The organism is Winogradskyella pulchriflava, assembly GCF_042434315.1.
GTDB classification, from domain to species: Bacteria; Bacteroidota; Bacteroidia; order Flavobacteriales; family Flavobacteriaceae; genus Winogradskyella; species Winogradskyella pulchriflava.
The window spans coordinates 736,978-754,764 of record NZ_JBHLTQ010000001.1; the positions used below are offsets into that span (position 1 = coordinate 736,978).

At 35.0% G+C, this 17,787-nt stretch carries 13 protein-coding genes; 6 read left to right on the forward strand and 7 right to left on the reverse strand.

Translation table 11 applies throughout. From position 1 onward, the window contains the following. Nucleotides 1-13: 13 nt before the first annotated feature. The 4 genes from fabF (at nucleotide 14) to pyk (ending at nucleotide 4,069) form a co-directional block, all read left to right on the forward strand. Nucleotides 14-1,264: a beta-ketoacyl-ACP synthase II gene (fabF, locus tag ACFFGA_RS03245; RefSeq protein WP_386059568.1), complete on the forward strand. Its 1,251-nt coding sequence runs from the start codon at nucleotides 14-16 to the stop codon at nucleotides 1,262-1,264. A gap of 7 nt (nucleotides 1,265-1,271) precedes the next feature. Further along, nucleotides 1,272-2,015 carry a ribonuclease III gene (gene rnc / locus ACFFGA_RS03250; RefSeq protein ID WP_386059571.1) on the forward strand — a complete coding sequence of 248 codons (744 nt, stop codon included), beginning with the start codon at nucleotides 1,272-1,274 and terminating at the stop codon, nucleotides 2,013-2,015. Between the two features lie 133 nt (nucleotides 2,016-2,148). Beyond that, nucleotides 2,149-2,625, forward strand: a complete 477-nt coding sequence (locus tag ACFFGA_RS03255; RefSeq protein ID WP_386059573.1) for an IPExxxVDY family protein — start codon at nucleotides 2,149-2,151, stop codon at nucleotides 2,623-2,625. A 4-nt stretch (nucleotides 2,626-2,629) separates the two neighbouring features. Then, nucleotides 2,630-4,069: a pyruvate kinase gene (pyk, locus tag ACFFGA_RS03260; protein WP_386059576.1), complete on the forward strand. Its 1,440-nt coding sequence runs from the start codon at nucleotides 2,630-2,632 to the stop codon at nucleotides 4,067-4,069. An 82-nt stretch (nucleotides 4,070-4,151) separates the two neighbouring features. Here pyk and ACFFGA_RS03265 read toward each other — a convergent pair whose 3' ends face one another. The 3 genes from ACFFGA_RS03265 to dinB form a co-directional block, all read right to left on the reverse strand. Continuing rightward, the gene (locus ACFFGA_RS03265; protein ID WP_386059579.1) at nucleotides 4,152-4,883 is read right to left on the reverse strand and encodes a hypothetical protein; all 732 of its coding nucleotides are present in this window, start codon (nucleotides 4,881-4,883) and stop codon (nucleotides 4,152-4,154) included. 139 nt (nucleotides 4,884-5,022) lie between these two features. Next, on the reverse strand, nucleotides 5,023-6,012 hold the full coding sequence (locus ACFFGA_RS03270; protein ID WP_386059581.1) for a TolB-like translocation protein: 990 nt from the start codon (nucleotides 6,010-6,012) through the stop codon (nucleotides 5,023-5,025). A gap of 50 nt (nucleotides 6,013-6,062) precedes the next feature. Then, entirely contained in the window at nucleotides 6,063-7,172 is a 1,110-nt protein-coding gene (gene dinB / locus ACFFGA_RS03275; protein WP_386059584.1) for a DNA polymerase IV, read from the reverse strand. 68 nt (nucleotides 7,173-7,240) lie between these two features. Here dinB and ACFFGA_RS03280 point away from each other — a divergent pair, with 68 nt between their 5' ends. Further along, nucleotides 7,241-7,714 (forward strand): CYTH domain-containing protein, encoded by a 474-nt coding sequence (locus tag ACFFGA_RS03280; RefSeq protein ID WP_386059587.1) that lies wholly within the window; start codon nucleotides 7,241-7,243, stop codon nucleotides 7,712-7,714. Further along, entirely contained in the window at nucleotides 7,711-8,244 is a 534-nt protein-coding gene (locus ACFFGA_RS03285) for a YciI family protein (RefSeq protein WP_386059589.1), read from the forward strand. The genes ACFFGA_RS03280 and ACFFGA_RS03285 overlap by 4 nt, the downstream gene beginning before the upstream one ends. Before the next feature lie 60 nt (nucleotides 8,245-8,304). Here the strand turns inward: ACFFGA_RS03285 and ACFFGA_RS03290 are convergent, their stop codons facing one another. From ACFFGA_RS03290 to ACFFGA_RS03305, 4 genes are all read right to left on the reverse strand, one after another. Then, a complete protein-coding gene (locus ACFFGA_RS03290; RefSeq protein WP_386059592.1) occupies nucleotides 8,305-10,221 on the reverse strand; it encodes an OmpA family protein in 1,917 nt (638 codons plus the stop codon). A gap of 19 nt (nucleotides 10,222-10,240) precedes the next feature. After that, nucleotides 10,241-11,152, reverse strand: a complete 912-nt coding sequence (locus ACFFGA_RS03295) for a PorP/SprF family type IX secretion system membrane protein (RefSeq protein ID WP_386059595.1) — start codon at nucleotides 11,150-11,152, stop codon at nucleotides 10,241-10,243. 28 nt (nucleotides 11,153-11,180) lie between these two features. After that, complete coding sequence (locus ACFFGA_RS03300; RefSeq protein ID WP_386059598.1) at nucleotides 11,181-16,574, reverse strand: FIDD domain-containing protein; 5,394 nt, start codon at nucleotides 16,572-16,574, stop codon at nucleotides 11,181-11,183. Nucleotides 16,575-16,794: 220 nt separating this feature from the next. After that, nucleotides 16,795-17,748 (reverse strand): endonuclease/exonuclease/phosphatase family protein, encoded by a 954-nt coding sequence (locus ACFFGA_RS03305; protein WP_386059600.1) that lies wholly within the window; start codon nucleotides 17,746-17,748, stop codon nucleotides 16,795-16,797. Nucleotides 17,749-17,787 lie beyond the last annotated feature (39 nt).

Below are 17,787 nucleotides of genomic sequence, written 5' to 3' on the forward strand. Positions count from 1 at the left end.
GAACTTTATTTTTATGGAATTAAAGCGAGTCGTAGTTACTGGTCTAGGTGCACTTACACCAATTGGCAATACCAAAGATGAATATTGGGATGCACTAGTTAGTGGAAAAAGTGGTGCAGCACCCGTGACGCATTTTGATGCTACAAACTTCAAAACGCAGTTCGCTTGTGAAGTAAAAAACTTTGAAGTTACTGACTTTATTGACAGAAAGTTAGCAAAGCGAATGGATAAGTTTTCGCAGTATGCAATGGTGGCTTCGGATGAGGCAATTGCAGACTCAAAACTAGATCTAGATGCACTAAATAAATACAGAGTTGGAGTTATTTGGGGAGCTGGTATTGGTGGCTTAGAAACATTTCAAGATGAAGTGTTAAACTATGCTGCAGGTGATGGTACTCCTCGATTCAACCCATTTTTCATTCCCAAAATGATTGCTGATATAGCACCAGGAAACATATCAATTAAATATGGTTTCATGGGGCCTAATTATACCACTGTATCTGCTTGCGCTTCATCTGCAAATTCAATGATCGATGCTTTAAACACTATACGTTTAGGGTCTTGTGACGTGATAATTACAGGTGGAAGTGAAGCTGCAGTTACAATTGCTGGTATGGGAGGATTTAATGCTATGCATGCTATGAGTACTCGTAACGATGATCCAAAAACAGCCTCAAGACCGTTTGATGCAAACCGTGATGGTTTTGTATTGGGTGAAGGTGCTGGTGCGATTGTTTTAGAAGAGTATGAGCACGCCAAAGCAAGAGGAGCCAAAATTTACGCAGAAGTTGTAGGTGGAGGTTTGTCTTCTGATGCATATCATATGACAGCTCCACATCCTGATGGAATAGGTGTTGTTGCGGTAATGAAAAATTGTTTAGAAAATGCTGGTTTAAATCCTGAAGATGTAGATCATATTAATACACACGGTACATCGACACCATTGGGTGATGTTGCCGAATTAAAAGCTATATCAGAAGTATTTGGCAATCATGCTAAAAACATAAATATTAATTCTACAAAATCTATGACAGGTCATTTGTTGGGTGCTGCTGGAGCTATAGAAGCAATTGCTTCAATTATGGCAATGGAGCATGGTATTGTACCACCAACAATTAACCACGAAACGGTAGACGAAAACATAGATCCTGAATTAAATTTAACGCTCAATAAAGCTCAGAAACGAGATATTAAAGTCGCAATGAGTAATACATTTGGATTTGGCGGTCACAACGCTTGTGTATTATTTAAAAAATTAGATTAAATCCCGAATGAGTTTCATTCGTAACATATTAAAAAATTCCCGTTCTCAAGAAGACGGGAATTTTTTTTTACAACTAAAAAATATCCTAGGCTTTAAACCAAAATCCGAAACGCTATACATTAAGGCATTTACCCATCGTTCTATGAATATTAAGGACAAAACAGGTAATCCTATTAATTACGAACGTTTAGAATTTGTGGGTGATGCCATGATAAGTGCTGTAGTAGCTGCCTATCTTTTTGAACAAGTACCTCATGGAGATGAAGGCTATTTAACCAAAATGCGCTCTAAAGTGGTTAGTAGAGAGCATCTTAACGAATTGGGAAAAGAACTTCAACTTATTGATTTAGTGCAAAGTAGAATTCCTAAAGCTAATTTTGGAAATAATATTCATGGTAATCTTTTTGAAGCATTAGTTGGTGCCATATACTTAGATAAAGGCTACAAAGCCTGTGAAAAATTTATCTATAAACGGGTTATTAATCCTCATGTAGATATTGAAACTTTAGAAGGTAAAGTTATTAGTTACAAAAGCTTGCTTATTGAGTGGTGTCAAAAAGAAAAAAATACTTTTGACTACGAAGTGTATGAAGATACTGGTAATGATGAACTAAAACATTTTTCAGTAAAATTAAGCATCAATAACAAAGTAGTATCTAAAGCAAGAGCTACATCAAAAAAGAAAGCCGAAGAAAAAGCATCAAAACGTGCGTTTTTTGCATTTCAGAAACAGATAACAAAGCATATCTAAACTGCTTAACTGTAATTGAAATTAAATCGGTCAAACTATAACGTTTTCGTAGATTTTAAGGGTTAAGATTAACCAAAAGTTGTTACAACCAACCTAATATTGTGCTATATTTACCAATTAAAGTTATGACTGTATGGCTTTGCACAAACTACTGGTAGATGATTTCTATGACGACACCTATAAGCTTATTGCTATTCATTGTAGGTTAGAAGATTATCGTTTAGCATATTTGCTTAACCAAAACTTAGGACTCAACTTAGAGCGTAAATCAGAGGATCTTGATTTTGAATATTTAAAATCTTCATACAGTATTTTTGAGTGGAATAACGAAGCGCAATACGTCACTTGGAATCTGATTTCTAATGTGTGTAAAAAAGAGGAAGATAGTTTGTATAGTACTGGATTGTTTCAAACAAACGAAAAAGTATTGAAAACTTTTAACCTTGTGCCAGAGTATAAAAAAGTAGATTACTTTATTAAAATTTCTGATGAAATTCAGAATGTAAACGAAAAACTAATCTTGAACAAACTGCAGAATATTCCGCAGATTATTACAAGTTATACGGTAGAACCGTCACAAATAAAATCAAAAGACCATTTAATTTTTTGAATTGATGCCAAATAAAAAGACAAAAATAGTAGCAACATTAGGACCAGCAACAAGTAGTAAAGCCGTTTTAAAAGCTATGCTAGACGAAGGTGCTAATGTATTTAGAATCAACTTTTCTCATGCTGATTATAAGGATGTAGAAGAACGCATAAAAATGATTAGAGAGCTCAATGATGAGTATGGTTACAATGCAGCCATTTTAGGCGATTTGCAAGGGCCTAAACTTAGAGTTGGAACTATGAAAGGCGAAGTTGTTGTCAACGAAGGAGATGAAATTATTTTTGCTACAGGCGAACGTTTCGTAGGTACCAAAAAACGTGTCTATATGACCTATGATAATTTTCCGCAGGATGCCAAACCAGGTGAGCGAATTCTGCTTGACGATGGAAAACTAATTTTTGAAGTTATTTCTACAGACGGAAAATCTGAAGTAAAAGCAGAGGTTATACAAGGTGGACCGCTAAAGTCTAAGAAAGGTGTTAACTTACCAAATACGGCAATTTCTCAACCAGCATTAACCGAAAAAGATATTGAAGACGCACTCTTTGCTATTAAGCAGAAAGTAGATTGGATAGCGTTATCCTTTGTACGTCATGCAGAAGATTTAATGCAACTAGAGGAACTGATTAAAGAACATAGCGATCATAAAATCCCGATTATTGCTAAAATTGAAAAACCAGAAGCGGTTGAAAACATTGACAAAATTGTAGCCTATTGCGATGGCTTAATGGTGGCTCGTGGTGATTTAGGTGTTGAGATTCCTGCAGAAGAAGTACCATTGATACAAAAGAAATTGGTGCTTAGAGCAAAGCGCGCCAGAATACCTGTAATCATTGCTACTCAGATGATGGAAACTATGATTACAAGTCTAACACCAACACGTGCTGAGGTAAATGATGTTGCAAATTCTGTAATGGATGGTGCTGATGCGGTTATGTTATCTGGTGAAACTTCAGTTGGGCAATATCCTGTGCAAGTAATTCGCCAAATGGCAAATATTATACGTAGTGTAGAGGATTCTCCATTAATTGAAGTACCACAATCTCCACCACATATTAGAACCAAACGCTATATTACAAAAGCAATTTGCTACCATGCGGCACACATGGCTAATGAGATTAATGCTAAAGCTATTTCTACATTGACTAATAGTGGTTATACTGCATTTCAGATTTCTGCATGGAGACCACAAGCACATATTTTAGTATTTACCTCTAACAAACGTATTTTAACCCAACTCAACCTACTTTGGGGAGTTAAAGCGTTCTATTATGATAAGTTTGTAAGCACAGACGAAACCATAGAAGACGTAAACGCAATTGCCTGTAAAAAAGGTTACTTAGAAGTTGGTGATATGTTAATTAGCCTTGCAGCTATGCCAATACAAGCCAAGGGAATGGTAAACACCTTGAGGGTAACTGAGATTGAGAGTTGTAGTTTTTAGTGAAGGGTTTCGTTAACGGTCTCGGCTATGAATAATTACGTGGGTTAGTAATGAACTATACGCGTTATTGTAAGTAGTTTTATTACGAATTATTAATTAGTTTTATAATTCCTACAGCTGAAATGCAACTAATTACGCAGGCTTCTGCCATCATTTGACTCGCCTTTAAATCGTGGGTGAGTTTATTAGATAAGTCAATCGATTTTTCAGCAGTCGTGATAGCCGATACGGCGTAATCTCTTAATTCTTTATTTGATGAGCCACCGATTTCTGCTTTGATATATGTATGTAATTGATTTTTAAATTTACCATTACCTAAATCAACTCCTTCTGGCGCAAGGTGTTTTTCAGCATCAAAGACCAATTCTGAAATTCTTTGCATAATTGTTCGACATGTGTTCCCAATATTTTGATAATCAATAGTTTCATTCGAGGTTCGTAATTGATTAATTGCTTTTTTTTGCAAATTATTGATTTCCTCCCATTCAGTGTAGATAGGTATAATTCTGTTCTCTAAAACTTGAAATTTTTTGAAGTCAGGGACAGAATTACTTCGCGTGATTACAGCTTTAGAAATTTTTCCAAGTTTACTGCAAATCAAATGTTCAATTTCCTTAGAACTGTTATCAAACTTTTTAAAAGTTTCTGGGTGAAGAATAAAGGTTATTTCTCTGGCTCCTCTGAAACTTGAACTTATGTCAGAGGAATAATAAACTTCGGACTGAGCTAAAAACTCATGAATATTTTGGGTATCGGGTTTATCAAAAAGATGCAGTAAATATTGATAGAGTTTTTCGTCAAGCCTTTTCTTCATTCGATTTAGGTTTTTTTAAAATTACTTACAACTTTAGTGATATGAGTCTGTTTCAACAACTCTTCTTATCAAATGTTACTGAAACAAGTTTAGCATAAGTAAACGAAGTTCGTTGAAAATTTATAGAAAGTCAAGAAAATTAATTATTTAAGTTTTTGCTAAAATCTACTTGATAAATTCTACTAGCTCCATTATCATACTTATTTATCTCAGAAATTAATTCTTCAGTACTGGTAAAACCAGACGTGTTTTGAGTAACACTACTTCTACGGCTTGTAAAGTAAAGAATTCCGTTATTTACAAACGGACAAAACTCCATGTGTTTAGAATTAATAGTTTCGCCAAGGTTTTCTGCCATAGTCCATTCGCCATCAATATTTTTGCTTATATACATATCACCAGAGCCAAGTGCATCTGGTCGTCGCCAAGCTCCAAAAATGATATATGACTCATCTGGTGCTATAAAAGCATTGTATTCGGCACCTTTGGTGTTGACTCCTTCTCCCAAAATTATGGGTTCTGCGTAGGTGTTATTTTCCCATTTGCTTATAAAAATATCATCGGCAGATTCTAGCTCTTTTTTTATGGTGGTAAAATAAAGATTACCATTGGCAGCAACTGCAGGATAAAATTCATCGTCTTCAGTATTTACAGGAGCTCCTATATTTTTAGGTTCTGACCAATTTGAGCTTTTATTTTCGCGCTCAACATACCAAATATCCATATCTTTTGTATTAGTGCTATCAGCTGAAATAGGTCTGTTAGAAACAAAAAATAACTTTAAATTATCAGGCGACAAAAACGGCTCTAAATCTGTATATCTACCAGAGAAGCTACTAATTTTTGGCTCTTGCCATTCATTGTTAACTTTTTCAAGTTTCATAATTACTGAAAGTTCTCTCGCAGGACTTTGTAACGAGAAGTAAGCTTCAGTTTCATCCGTACTCATAGTAAAATCCCTAACATTGGTAAATTGTGAAAAGATATGTTCTGCAAAGGGTTGCACGCCTTCTTTGGTTTCAACTTTAGTTGGTGGTTGTTCTTGCGTTTCAGTTAATGTGTTATGTTCTTTACAAGATACAAGCGAGACAATTAGAAGAATAATGTATAGCGAATAAAAACGTTTCATTTTTTGATTGTTAGTGTTAGCGTATCTATAAACTTAAGAAATTCAATAGATTAAAACTCAAACTTTAACTGAACACTAACAGATTTATTTTCTATTGGAGAAGGTTGCCTTTTTTTAGTGTCTGTGTTTAAGTTATATAGTGAAATACCTAAAAGCCTAACGGAATTGTTCAGTTTATCTTGATATAATAAATCCTTTGCTGTTTCTAAAATTATAGCTTTATCACTAACGAAATAGGGAAGTGTTTTACTGCGAGTTTGTAGTGTAAAATCGCTGTACTTTATTTTTAGTGTTATGGTTTTTCCTGAGACTTTACTCTTTTGTAGTCGTTTAGAAATTTCTTCAGCAATATGCTCTAGTTTTTCAAGCATAAAAATTTCTGAGGATAAGTTTTTACTAAAAGTACGCTCGGCTGCTAGCGATTTACGAATTCGGTTTGGTTTTACTTCACTATGTTGAATACCACGAACGATGTAATAATAATAACGGCCAGATTTTCCGAAATTTTCATCTAAATAGTCTAAGCTCTTAGACTTTAAATCCTTTCCGGTAAAAATTCCTTTTTGGTACATTTTTTCTGCTGTAACTTTACCTACACCATAAAATTTTCTAATATCCAAATCCTCTAAAAACTGAAGTACATCTTCTGGATTTACCGTTTTTTGTCCATTGGGTTTGTTATAATCGCTTGCAACTTTGGCAATAAACTTATTAATAGAGATGCCTGCCGAAGCCGTTAAGCCTACTTCGTTAAAAATACGCTGTCGTATCTCTTGGGCAATTAAAGTGGCGCTAGGATGGCCTTTTTTATTTTCTGTGACATCTAAATAGGCTTCGTCAAGCGATAAAGGCTCTACTAAATCGGTATACTCATAAAAAATCTTTCTAACGCGATTAGAAATTTCTTTATAACGGTCAAAATCTGTTCGTACAAAAATTAATTCAGGACATAATTTTATAGCTAAGCGACCAGACATGGCACTTTTTACTCCAAATTTACGTGCTTCGTAGCTTGCGGCACTGATTACACCTCTTGTTCCGCCACCTCCTACGGTAATAGCTTTTCCTCTAAGTTCTGGATTGTCTAGTTGCGCTACAGAGGCATAAAATGCGTCCATATCGACATGAATTATCTTTCTTATTGGTAAATCGCTAAGCATACTGTAAATTTATGAATTCCTGCGAAGGCAGGAATCTCTATTTATGAGAATAAGATAATTAATAAAGGATGATAGAAATAGAACGAAAATTTTTAGTCAACTCTTCGGCTTTTAAAGCAGAAGCTTTTAATAATTATTCTATAATGCAAGGCTTTTTAAATAGTCATAAAGAAAGAACAGTAAGAGTAAGGTTGAAAAAAGATAAAGGTTATTTAACCATTAAAGGACAGTCGTCAGAAAATGGTTTGTCTCGGTTTGAATGGGAAAATGAAATTTCTAAACCAGATGCTGAAGCATTATTTGAATTATGTGAAAGCGGTATTATTGATAAAACACGTTACGAAGTAAAATGTGGAAACCATATCTTTGAGATTGATGAATTTTATGGTGATAATGAAGGTTTAATTATAGCAGAGATTGAATTGAACTCAGAAAATGAAGATTTTGAAAAGCCAGAATGGTTAGGTGAAGAAGTTACAGGTGATATAAAATATTATAACTCACAATTAAGCAAACAACCCTATAAATATTGGAAATTATGAAAAAATTAATGGTATTCGCATTCGTGATTTTTAGCTTATCCTCATGTAAAAATGATGAGAAAGCAGTTGATAAAAATATTATTACAGAAGATGTGATTACAGAAAAGGCAGATAGCCCTAAAACGGAAACTATAAAAGAACAATCTGTATTAGAGCTAAAGACAGCGCTTACGAGTAAAGGTTATAAAACTTTCGACTATGTTGATGAAAAGACACAAGACACGATACTAATGCAGCAGTATTTTATAGCCTTTCTTAAAAGTGGACCTATTAGAAACCAGAATGAAGAAGAAGCATCAAGATTGCAAAAAGAGCATTTAGCGCATTTAAAAAAGATGTATGATTTAGGTTATGCAGATATTTCTGGACCTTTTGGTGATGATGGAGAAATACGTGGAATTACAATTTATAATGTACCAACCTTAAAAATGGCAGATAGTTTGGCTAATGCAGACCCAATGGTCAAAGCTGGTCGTTTGGTTATAGAAATCCATCCTTGGTGGGCTGGCAAAGGTTTTCCTCTACGTTAATGAAATAAAAAAGCTCTGATAAAAATCAGAGCTTTTTTATTATTATAAATGTTATAGGATTTATTTTTGAGATTGTGGCCCTCCGCTTACTATTAAAAATTCCGAACGTCTGTTTTGTTGATGTTCTTCATCTGTACAATTAGCACCACATTTTACTTTAAGATCACTTTCTCCTTTTCCTTCAGCAGAAATACGAGAGGCATCAATCCCTTTAGAGATTACATACTGCTGAGTACTCTTTGCTCTACGTTGCGAAAGTCTTTGATTGTATGATTCTGAACCTCTACTGTCTGTATGAGAAGTTGCATTAATCACTAAATCAGGATATTTATTCATTATTTGAACCAGTTTATCCAACTCAAAAGCAGCTTGTGCAGTTATGTTAGATTTGTCAAAATCAAAGTAAATAGGATTAAGTACTATAGCCTCAGGTGTAATAATTTTTTCAATTGGGTCTAATGAAATTTGTACCGCTAATTCTTCTTCATTACTTCCTTTTACTGGCACTTTTTTGCTTTCAAAATCTTCCATTACGACTTCAAGCTCTGTGTCTTGCTCGCACTCTACAATAAATTCAGCAACACCTTCTGCATTTGTAGTTTTAGAAGTCACTTTATTGCCTTCAGCATCGTACAATGTAACAGAAGCTCCTTCAATAGGCTCTCTTGTTTTATCGTCCAAAACAGTAGAGACTATTAATACATCACAAAGTGGTTGAAGTTTTTTGAACGTATATATATCATCACTACCTTGTCCGCCTTCTCTGTTAGATGACACAAAGCCTTCTTCAGATTCTTCATCTATAGTAAAAGCAAAATCGTCACCATTACTGTTTATAGGAATACCTACGTTTCTAACAGGTGCTAACTTTCCGTCAATTTCCTTTGTATAAAAGACATCCATACCACCAAGGCCTAAATGACCGTTAGAAGAGAAGTAAAGTGTGTTATTGCTACTTATGTAAGGGAACATTTCTTGTCCTTCTGTATTAACTTTTTGTCCTAAATTTACTGGCTCTCCTATAGTTCCATCAGCATTAATAGGAGCTTTGTAAATATCAAATAGTCCATAACCTCCAGGCATATTTGATGAAAAGTATAGTGTAGAGCCATCTGCACTTACAGAAGGGTTTTTTACAGAATAATTTTCGCTATTTATAGCTAAGCTTTCTACTGTATCCCAATCTGAACCAAGTTTTGTAGCTTTAAATAAATATAGTTGACTATATCTTACACTACTTAAAGAATCTTTTTGAAAATCTTTCTCAAAGTAGCTTTCTCTAGAGAAATACATAGTTTTACCATCTGGAGTAAAAGAAACCAAACCTTCATGATGCTTGGTGTTAATCTTATTATTCATTAATGTTGCAGCTTGGTATGAACCGTCAGAATTCTTAGTTAACGTGTAAATATCTAAGAAAGGCTCATCATTCCACCCGTAAGTTTTACGGTTGTCATTTCTCGCAGATGTAATATAGAGTTTACCATCGTTTGTAATACCACCAAAATCTGATTGCGCAGTGTTAAAACTTCCATTTTGTACATTAAACTTTTTTCCTTGTTCTAAAATTTTAGGAAGGTAGTTAGGATTTTTTCTAAAAGCTGTTGCTCTATTATCCGAAGGACGCATGGAAGCAAAACGCTCCATTTGCTGGTTAGACTCTTCATATTTTCCGTTTGCTTTTAGCATTTCAGAATATTTATAAATCATCTCAGGATTTTCTGAAGACTCTAATGCTTTAGCATACCATTTTTCAGCTTCAACTGTATTAAAAATGTTATAATAACTCTCAGCTAATTGAGCATACACATATGGTGTAGCATCACCATTATCTACAAGTTTCTTATAACTTTTTGCAGCATCTACATATTCAAACCTTGCAAATTCTTTGTCGGCTTTTTTTGTATTATTATTTTGAGCGGTTAAGCATAAACCACTCATCAAAGCGATAAATAAAAGTGTTTTTAATTTTTTCATAATAGTTTAGCTTAACGGATTAAAAGTATCTAGGTGAACGTGAAACACGCTTAGGGAAATTAAGATCGAATAACAACATAACTTCGTGCGAAGCTGGTGCATAAGCTTTTATATCAGAAGATACAGCATCGTATGCATAGCCAACTCTAAGTGATGGAGATAATGAAAAATTAACTAGCCCAGAAAATGAGTCGTCTAATCTGTAAGAAGCACCAATTTCAAATTTCTTAAAAAATCGTGCATTAAGGTTAACATCAAAAGATGTTGGAGCATCAAATGCCGATTTCACCATAAATGACGGCTTTAATTCCGTGTTTGGAGATAAATCAAAAACATAACCACCCGTTACAAAATAATGTTGAGTTTCTGATCCAATTTTACGATCATTATCATCTAAATGTACAGAAGACAACATATTAGGTACTGACAAAGACAAATAATACTTATTGGTATAATAAAAGAAACCTGCACCAATATTTGGTGTTGTTTCATTTATACCCATACCAAAGAAAGGATCTGTTTGGTCAATTACGGCAACGTTATTATTTGATAAATTAATATCATGAAACGTTGCACCGGCTTTTACACCAAAAGCTAAACGATGTTCTCCGCCTAGTTTTAAAGTATAAGATATATCGGCATAGACATTTGTTTCCTTTACTGGACCAATTTGATCAGAAATTAGAGACAATCCTAAACCAAGGTTATTGCCAATTGGTGAGTGAACGAAAAATGTTCCAGTTTCTGGACCACCATCTATACCAGACCATTGATTTCTGTATAATAACCCGAAAGACAGATTTTCTCGTGATCCAGCATAAGCAGGATTCATTATATTCATATTATACATGTACTGTGTGTACTGAGGGTCTTGTTGCCCATGCATTTGAAATGCCAAGAGCAAAACCGCTATAATAGAGAGTTTTTTCATTATAATTTAAGTTGATTTCTGTTAGTTGTTATCTGTTAATATATATCCAAGCACTACGTTTTTTTGCACCACCTTCATAAATCATGGTATAGAAATAAGTTCCTACAGGAAGTTCCTCTCCATCGTTGGTTTGTCCATGCCATTCATTTATATAGTTATTTTTAGAATAGACTAATGTTCCATTTCTGTTGAATATCTCTAGTCTTGTTACATTATAACTACTCAAGTCAAAAGTATCGTTTTGACCTTCTGAAACACCAGGTGATATACCTTGAGGTATAATGCATGATTCTAACTCCATAACAAAAGTAGTTATAGTATTAACGCAGCCTGTTGCGTTGAAAGTAATTTCAGCAGAATAGTCTCCTTGTACTAAAACAGAATCTAAAACTAGACCATTACCAGCAATTGGCGTACCATCTAAGAACCAATTTACAGTTACATCTGCAGCTGTAAAGTTTGAAGGAACAATTCCTATCATAACAGGAACGGTTGCATTAGGACATACTTCGTAATCAAACTGAGGATCGAACGTGGCTAAAGGAACTACATTAACAACTAAGTTAAAAGAAGTTGTACTATGACACCCAGTTGTATTATCTACTGCTCTTACATATATAGTTTCTCCACCACTAGTATATGGACTTGCAATTGGTCCATTTCCACTATCAGCATCATCTTGTGAGTTATGATAAGTAATAGTAACATTAGGATCAGTACTAACTTCAGAATCAATAGAAGTTAAGTTGAATTCCGTTTGTCCGTCAACGTTACCATCTGCATCATCACAAACCACAAAGTCTACAGGTTGATTAATTACCGGGTTAGGATTAACAACTAATTGTACTTCTGATAATTGACGACATCCTAAGTAGCCGTCATTCGCTGCATCTGCATCCTCAACTCTGATAATTAAAGTTTCACCAGAAGATGTATAAGGAGTTGATACGGCATTCATTGCTTGGTTAGCATCAGCCATATTAGTATAATAGCTTACAGTAAAGTCTGCACCAAAACCAAGATCAGTAGTTAATTGATCTAAATCAAAACTCTCCTCACCATCAGCTACTGGTCCGTCACATACCACATAGGTTTGAGGTGCAACTGTACCAGGATCTTCATATAGATTAACAATAACTAACTGAGAAAAAGCATCAGTACCACATTGATTATCAAAAGCTTGTACTTGATAGTTGTCAGATTCAGTTACCGTAATAGAAGGACCTGTTTCGCCAGGCATTACAAAACCATTTCTATACCAAATGAATTCATCAGCAAAAGGAGAATCGGTTTCTATTGTAACTGAAGGATATCCACACACTGATACTTCATCAGTTTCAGCCGGATCATTTGTATCATCGATAAAAACTTCAAGACTCGTAAGTTCCGCTTCAATTTCAGCTGTAATAGTACCATTATTAGTTCCACCAATATTGGTTTGTTCAATAGTGATATCACCAGGATTTCCGTTATAGTTGGTTACTAATAACATATAAATTTCACCAGTTTGCGCATTGTCAATTGTTAAATTTTCAACAGAAGCTGCGGAATAACTACAATCTATAATATTACCAAATGGATAAAAATTAGGATCTGTAGTATTGTTAGGACATGTTGGGCAATCGGCAAAAATAATGTCCGTACATGCTTGTGTTACAGAATTAAAAGGTCCCCAAATAACAAAATCCACATCTAAACCATTACCATTGGCATCTTGCTGGTTAATTTGAATTTCAATTGTACCAGGATCACCAATCTGAATAATATTCCAAACAGGGTTTGGCGCAGTAAATAAACATGCAATTTGACCATCACTTGGTATACCAACAATGTTAGGAGTTGTAAGGGCGCCACCAACAGAGCAGAAATTTTCTGCGTTTTCACAAATAATGTTAGTAGGTGCTGCTCTAATACATAAATCAAATGTAGAGCTTTCTGGCTGACTACCACTACTAAACACTCTAATATAATAGGTGTTTCCAACTACCAATTGAGGTGTAACACTTGCTTCGTCATCAGAACAATATATTTCGGTTAAAGCACCACAAGCGCCTTCATAAACTGCATGGTCTATGTTGAAAGTTCCTCCTGCAATATTGTTTAATGATATAATTTGTACTTCACTTAATGCTGTAAACTCAAACCAAACATCGTCATCAGGATTGCCGTTACAACTTCCAGAAGGAACTCCTGAAGGTGTTGCAGCTAATATAGTACCTGGAGTTGTTAAGTCACAAGTTCCGTTATCATTTACAACCGCAACAGTTGCAGTTTCACACACATCATTATCTGGTGGACAAGCTAAAACTGTGAAGGATTCACTACTTATTATACAGTTATTATCTTGTTCATTCATGACAAAGACTTTAACCGTATTTCCAAATGGGAAAGGACCAGCTTGATAAACACCAACTGCTGTTGCTTGTACTGTAGTTGCATCTAAGTCATTTGAAATTTCTAATGTGGTAGCATCTCCCATACTGGTAACATCAACATCTATATAAAATTGGTCTGTGTTACAGTCTGTTGTAGTAGTAAAGGTTGCTTCAGGAAGTGTACAAGTAAGCTGCTGAATATTTACAGTAAAATCTAACGTTACACCCCAAGAGCCATTGTAACAAGGGTCTGGAGTTGCTTGACCTGTATCAGCTGTACCAATACGCATTCTGTGTTGACCTAATGGAGCTGTTATTGGCATTATAAATGAAGCGTCCAATGTTGTTGGATTTGCATTTGTAGATTCACCTTGGTAAACTAGCTCGGTTGTATTATCGAAAACGAGATCATCATTAAAATCAATCCAAATATTTGTGCCATATGTAAATCCTGTTTCAAATGTAATAGCCACATTTGTATTTATACCTTGAAATACGTTGACAACTGGAGATGTATGATTTTCGTATGTAACATCATCACCTAAACTAGGGAAATCAGTAACACCTATAGTAACATTACCTACACCATTACCGTCAAGACTTGTAGGCTCAGAAAGACAATAACCAGTAAAGAACTCAAAAGGTCCAGAATAAGTACTTTCATCGCCAGGTCCACAAACTGCTTGTACGTAAAACTCGTAATAAGTGTCAGGCATTAGACCATTGATAACATAAGGGTTTGTTGTAACACCTGATTCAACGGTACCCGTACCTAGAGCAAACCCACTTTCTCCATATTCAATATTCCACTCTGCTGCAGTACCCGCTTCAGTCCAACCCACTTCAGTAGAAGTTAAACTTAGATTTGTAGCTGTTAACAAAGTAGGTGCAAAACAAGTAGGAGCTTCATCAAATGTAACATCATCTATGGCAATATCGTCATAGAAATCGCCTGTTACTGTTTCAGAAAAGATAAATCTAGCCTGTACATCACCGGTAATGGTTAGTCCACTTAAGTCTATAATTTTCAACTCCCAACCTACTGTATTTGTGTTGTAAGTTCCAACATTGTTCCAAGCAGCACCATCCCAAACCTCAACATCTAATGTACTGTTTGCATTATCTTCATTATCACTTAATTCATAAAAAGATAATGCTGGATTGGTAAGTCCTGTAACGTCTACAAAAGGACTTGTTAAAGTACTAACACCATCATTTCCAGAAGAATCAACATATGCAAAGTAATTGTTTGAAGCTGTTCCTCCAATTATGGTTCCGTTGTCACCTATATGGTTGCCAGCACCTGTATCGCTAAAGAGCCAGTCTTCACCACCATCCATTGACCAACAAATAGGGATAGTTCCTCCATTTTCAAAGTCTTCAGTATAAGGAGCTATATATGTAGCACACTCAGTAAGAAAAGCAAAAGGCCCTGCCCAGTCGCTTAAATCACCACCACCACAATCAGCCTGAACATAATACTCATAGCTAGTTGAAGGCGATAATCCAGTTACAGTGTAAGGGTTTGTAACTCCAGTAACTGTTGGTGTACCCGTTGGCGCATCTCCAGCAATAACTACTTCTATATTCCATTGTGTAGCAGAACCACCTTCTGTCCATGCTAAATCTGCAGTGGTAGTTGTAATATTACTTGCTGTTAAAAAAGAAGGTATAAAGCATGAAGGTGCTTCATCTAAGGTAACGTCATCAATAGCAATATCATCATAGAAATCGCCTGTTACTGTTTCAGAAAAAATAAACCTAACCTGTACGTCTCCAGTAATGGTTAAGCCACTTAAGTTTATAATTTTTAATTCCCAACCCACAGTGTTGGTATTGTAAGTTCCTACGTTGTTCCAAGCAGCGCCATCCCAAACTTCAACATCTAAAGTACTGTTTGCATTACCTTCATTATTACTTAATTCATAAAAAGAAAGTGCAGGATCTGTAAGCCCTGAAACATCTATGAATGGACTTGTTAAAGTAGTTACACCATCATTTCCAGAAGAATCAACCCAAGCAAAGAAATTATTTGAAGCTGTTGTTCCAGTTATAGTACCATTGTTACCAATGTGGTTGCCAGCACCTGTGTCGCTGAAGAGCCAGTTTTCACCACCATCCATAGCCCAACATAAAGGAATAGTCCCTCCATTTTCAAAGTCTTCGGTAAAAGGCGCAGTAAAAGTAGCACACTCCGTTGCAAATGCAAAAGGACCTACCCAATTACTAAAATCGCCACCACAATCAGATTGTACATAAAACTCATAATTGGTAGAAGCTGACAAACCAGTTGCAACATAAGGATTTGAAGCAACTGTAACTGTTGGAGTTCCGGTTGGTGCATTACCAGCAATAACTATTTCTATATTCCATACAGTAGCAGAACCGCTTTCAATCCAACTTAGCTCTCCTGAAGAGGCAGTAAAATTTGCTGCGGATAACATCTCAGGATCCGGACATGTTGGAGGTGCTTGAGATGAAATGGTAGGAGCATCAAAGCAAAATCCCCATTCGTATCCGTCAGCTCCACCAGGACCATCATCATAAAAAGCTATTCTATATTGAAAGCCTGAAAGTTGTGTGGCTGTAAATCCAGCTATATTAAGTTGATTGCTAGTAAAACTATCTCTTCCACCGCTACAAAAGTTATCAAGAGGCTGATCTGCACTAGCTACAAATTGTTGCCACGCTACCCATGTGCTAGAATCGGCATCCCAATATTCTAGATTAAGCACATCGCCTAAGTCATTGTAGGTATAATCAACATCAACAAATAACCATGTCTCACCAGCTGTAAAAGCTGCAGAGAGGTCTATTATTGGTGATTCTGCAGCAATGTCATCATCACTTCCTGCACCTGCATCATCATCATCAAAAGCAAAGTTTGCAGTTAATGTAGGGTCTGCTTCAAATGCTGTTGCCGCAGCATTATAAGTCCCTGTTACTGTCCAGTTGGTATTTGGCCAAGCTGCAGACTGATTTAAAACTTGAGCACTAATGGTAAAGGAAAAGCACAAAAGCAATAAAAATAGAGTAATCTTTTTCATTATTAATCGGTTTGTTAGAAATTATTTAACCCTTTATAACACATTGATTATAAAGGAATTGGTTTTTTTTAAATAAAACGAGGCTTAACTTAGCATTAGTTACGTTAGTTAGCCGTTTTTTTAATGCACACCCGAAGATATAAAAAATGCCTATTAACAAGATGTTAACAATGCTATAATAGATTAACTACCGTATTAATCGATAAAAGGTTTTTATAAATTAAGATGAAGATTTTAGTTGAATGTAAATAGGAAAATGATCGCTATAACCTCCTTTATATTTTTTTCCTACATAAGTTCTAAAAGGTTGCCCTTTATACTTGCCGTGATATTGGGTTAAAAATTTACTGTTATAAACGTTTGCTTTATCAAATGATAGGTTGGAATTACTGGTGTCAAAAAAATTAGTTGAAAATAAAATTTGGTCGAAAAAATTCCACTGAAAATCATGATTTAAACTACCTTTTTCTCGAGACCATACAGTTTTAAAAGGATTATAGAGACTACTTTCTTTTTCTATGATTGCAATGCTATTATTGTTAGGATTATCATTGAAATCTCCCATAACAATGACCTTAGCATTAGTATCTTCGTTTTTTAACATTTTAATGATAGAATTTACCACATTTGCCGCAGCAATCCTTTTGTGTTCAGTCTCGTTTTCACCCTCTCTTCGAGAGGACCAATGGTTTACAATAATATTTATGTTTTCATTGTGCAATTTACCCTGTACTAATAGAATATCTCTTGTAAAATCCTGCACTCCAAATTCATTTTGAAGATATACCGAAAAGGTTTCAGAATTTTCAACTTTAAAAACATCACTTTTGTAGAGCAATGCCACATCAATGCCTCTTTCGTCAGACGAATCATAATGGACATAACTATAACTTTCTTCAATAAGATTTTTGCTTCTAACTAAATCAGACAATACAGTTTTGTTTTCTACCTCAGCTAATCCAACAATTACAGGTGCTTCTGATGTGTTTTCTTCCCCTATTTGAGAAATTACAGAACCTAATTTTCTTAATTTGTTTTTGTAGCGTTTAGGCGTCCACCTTTTAACTGAAGTTGGTAAAAAATCATCATCGTTGGTTAGAGGGTCATTTTCAATATCAAATAAATTTTCGATATTATAGAAAGCTATTGTGTAAGTTTCAGAAGTGTTATTCATGGCAATAAATATAGGTTTTTAAATCATTATTAAGAATAA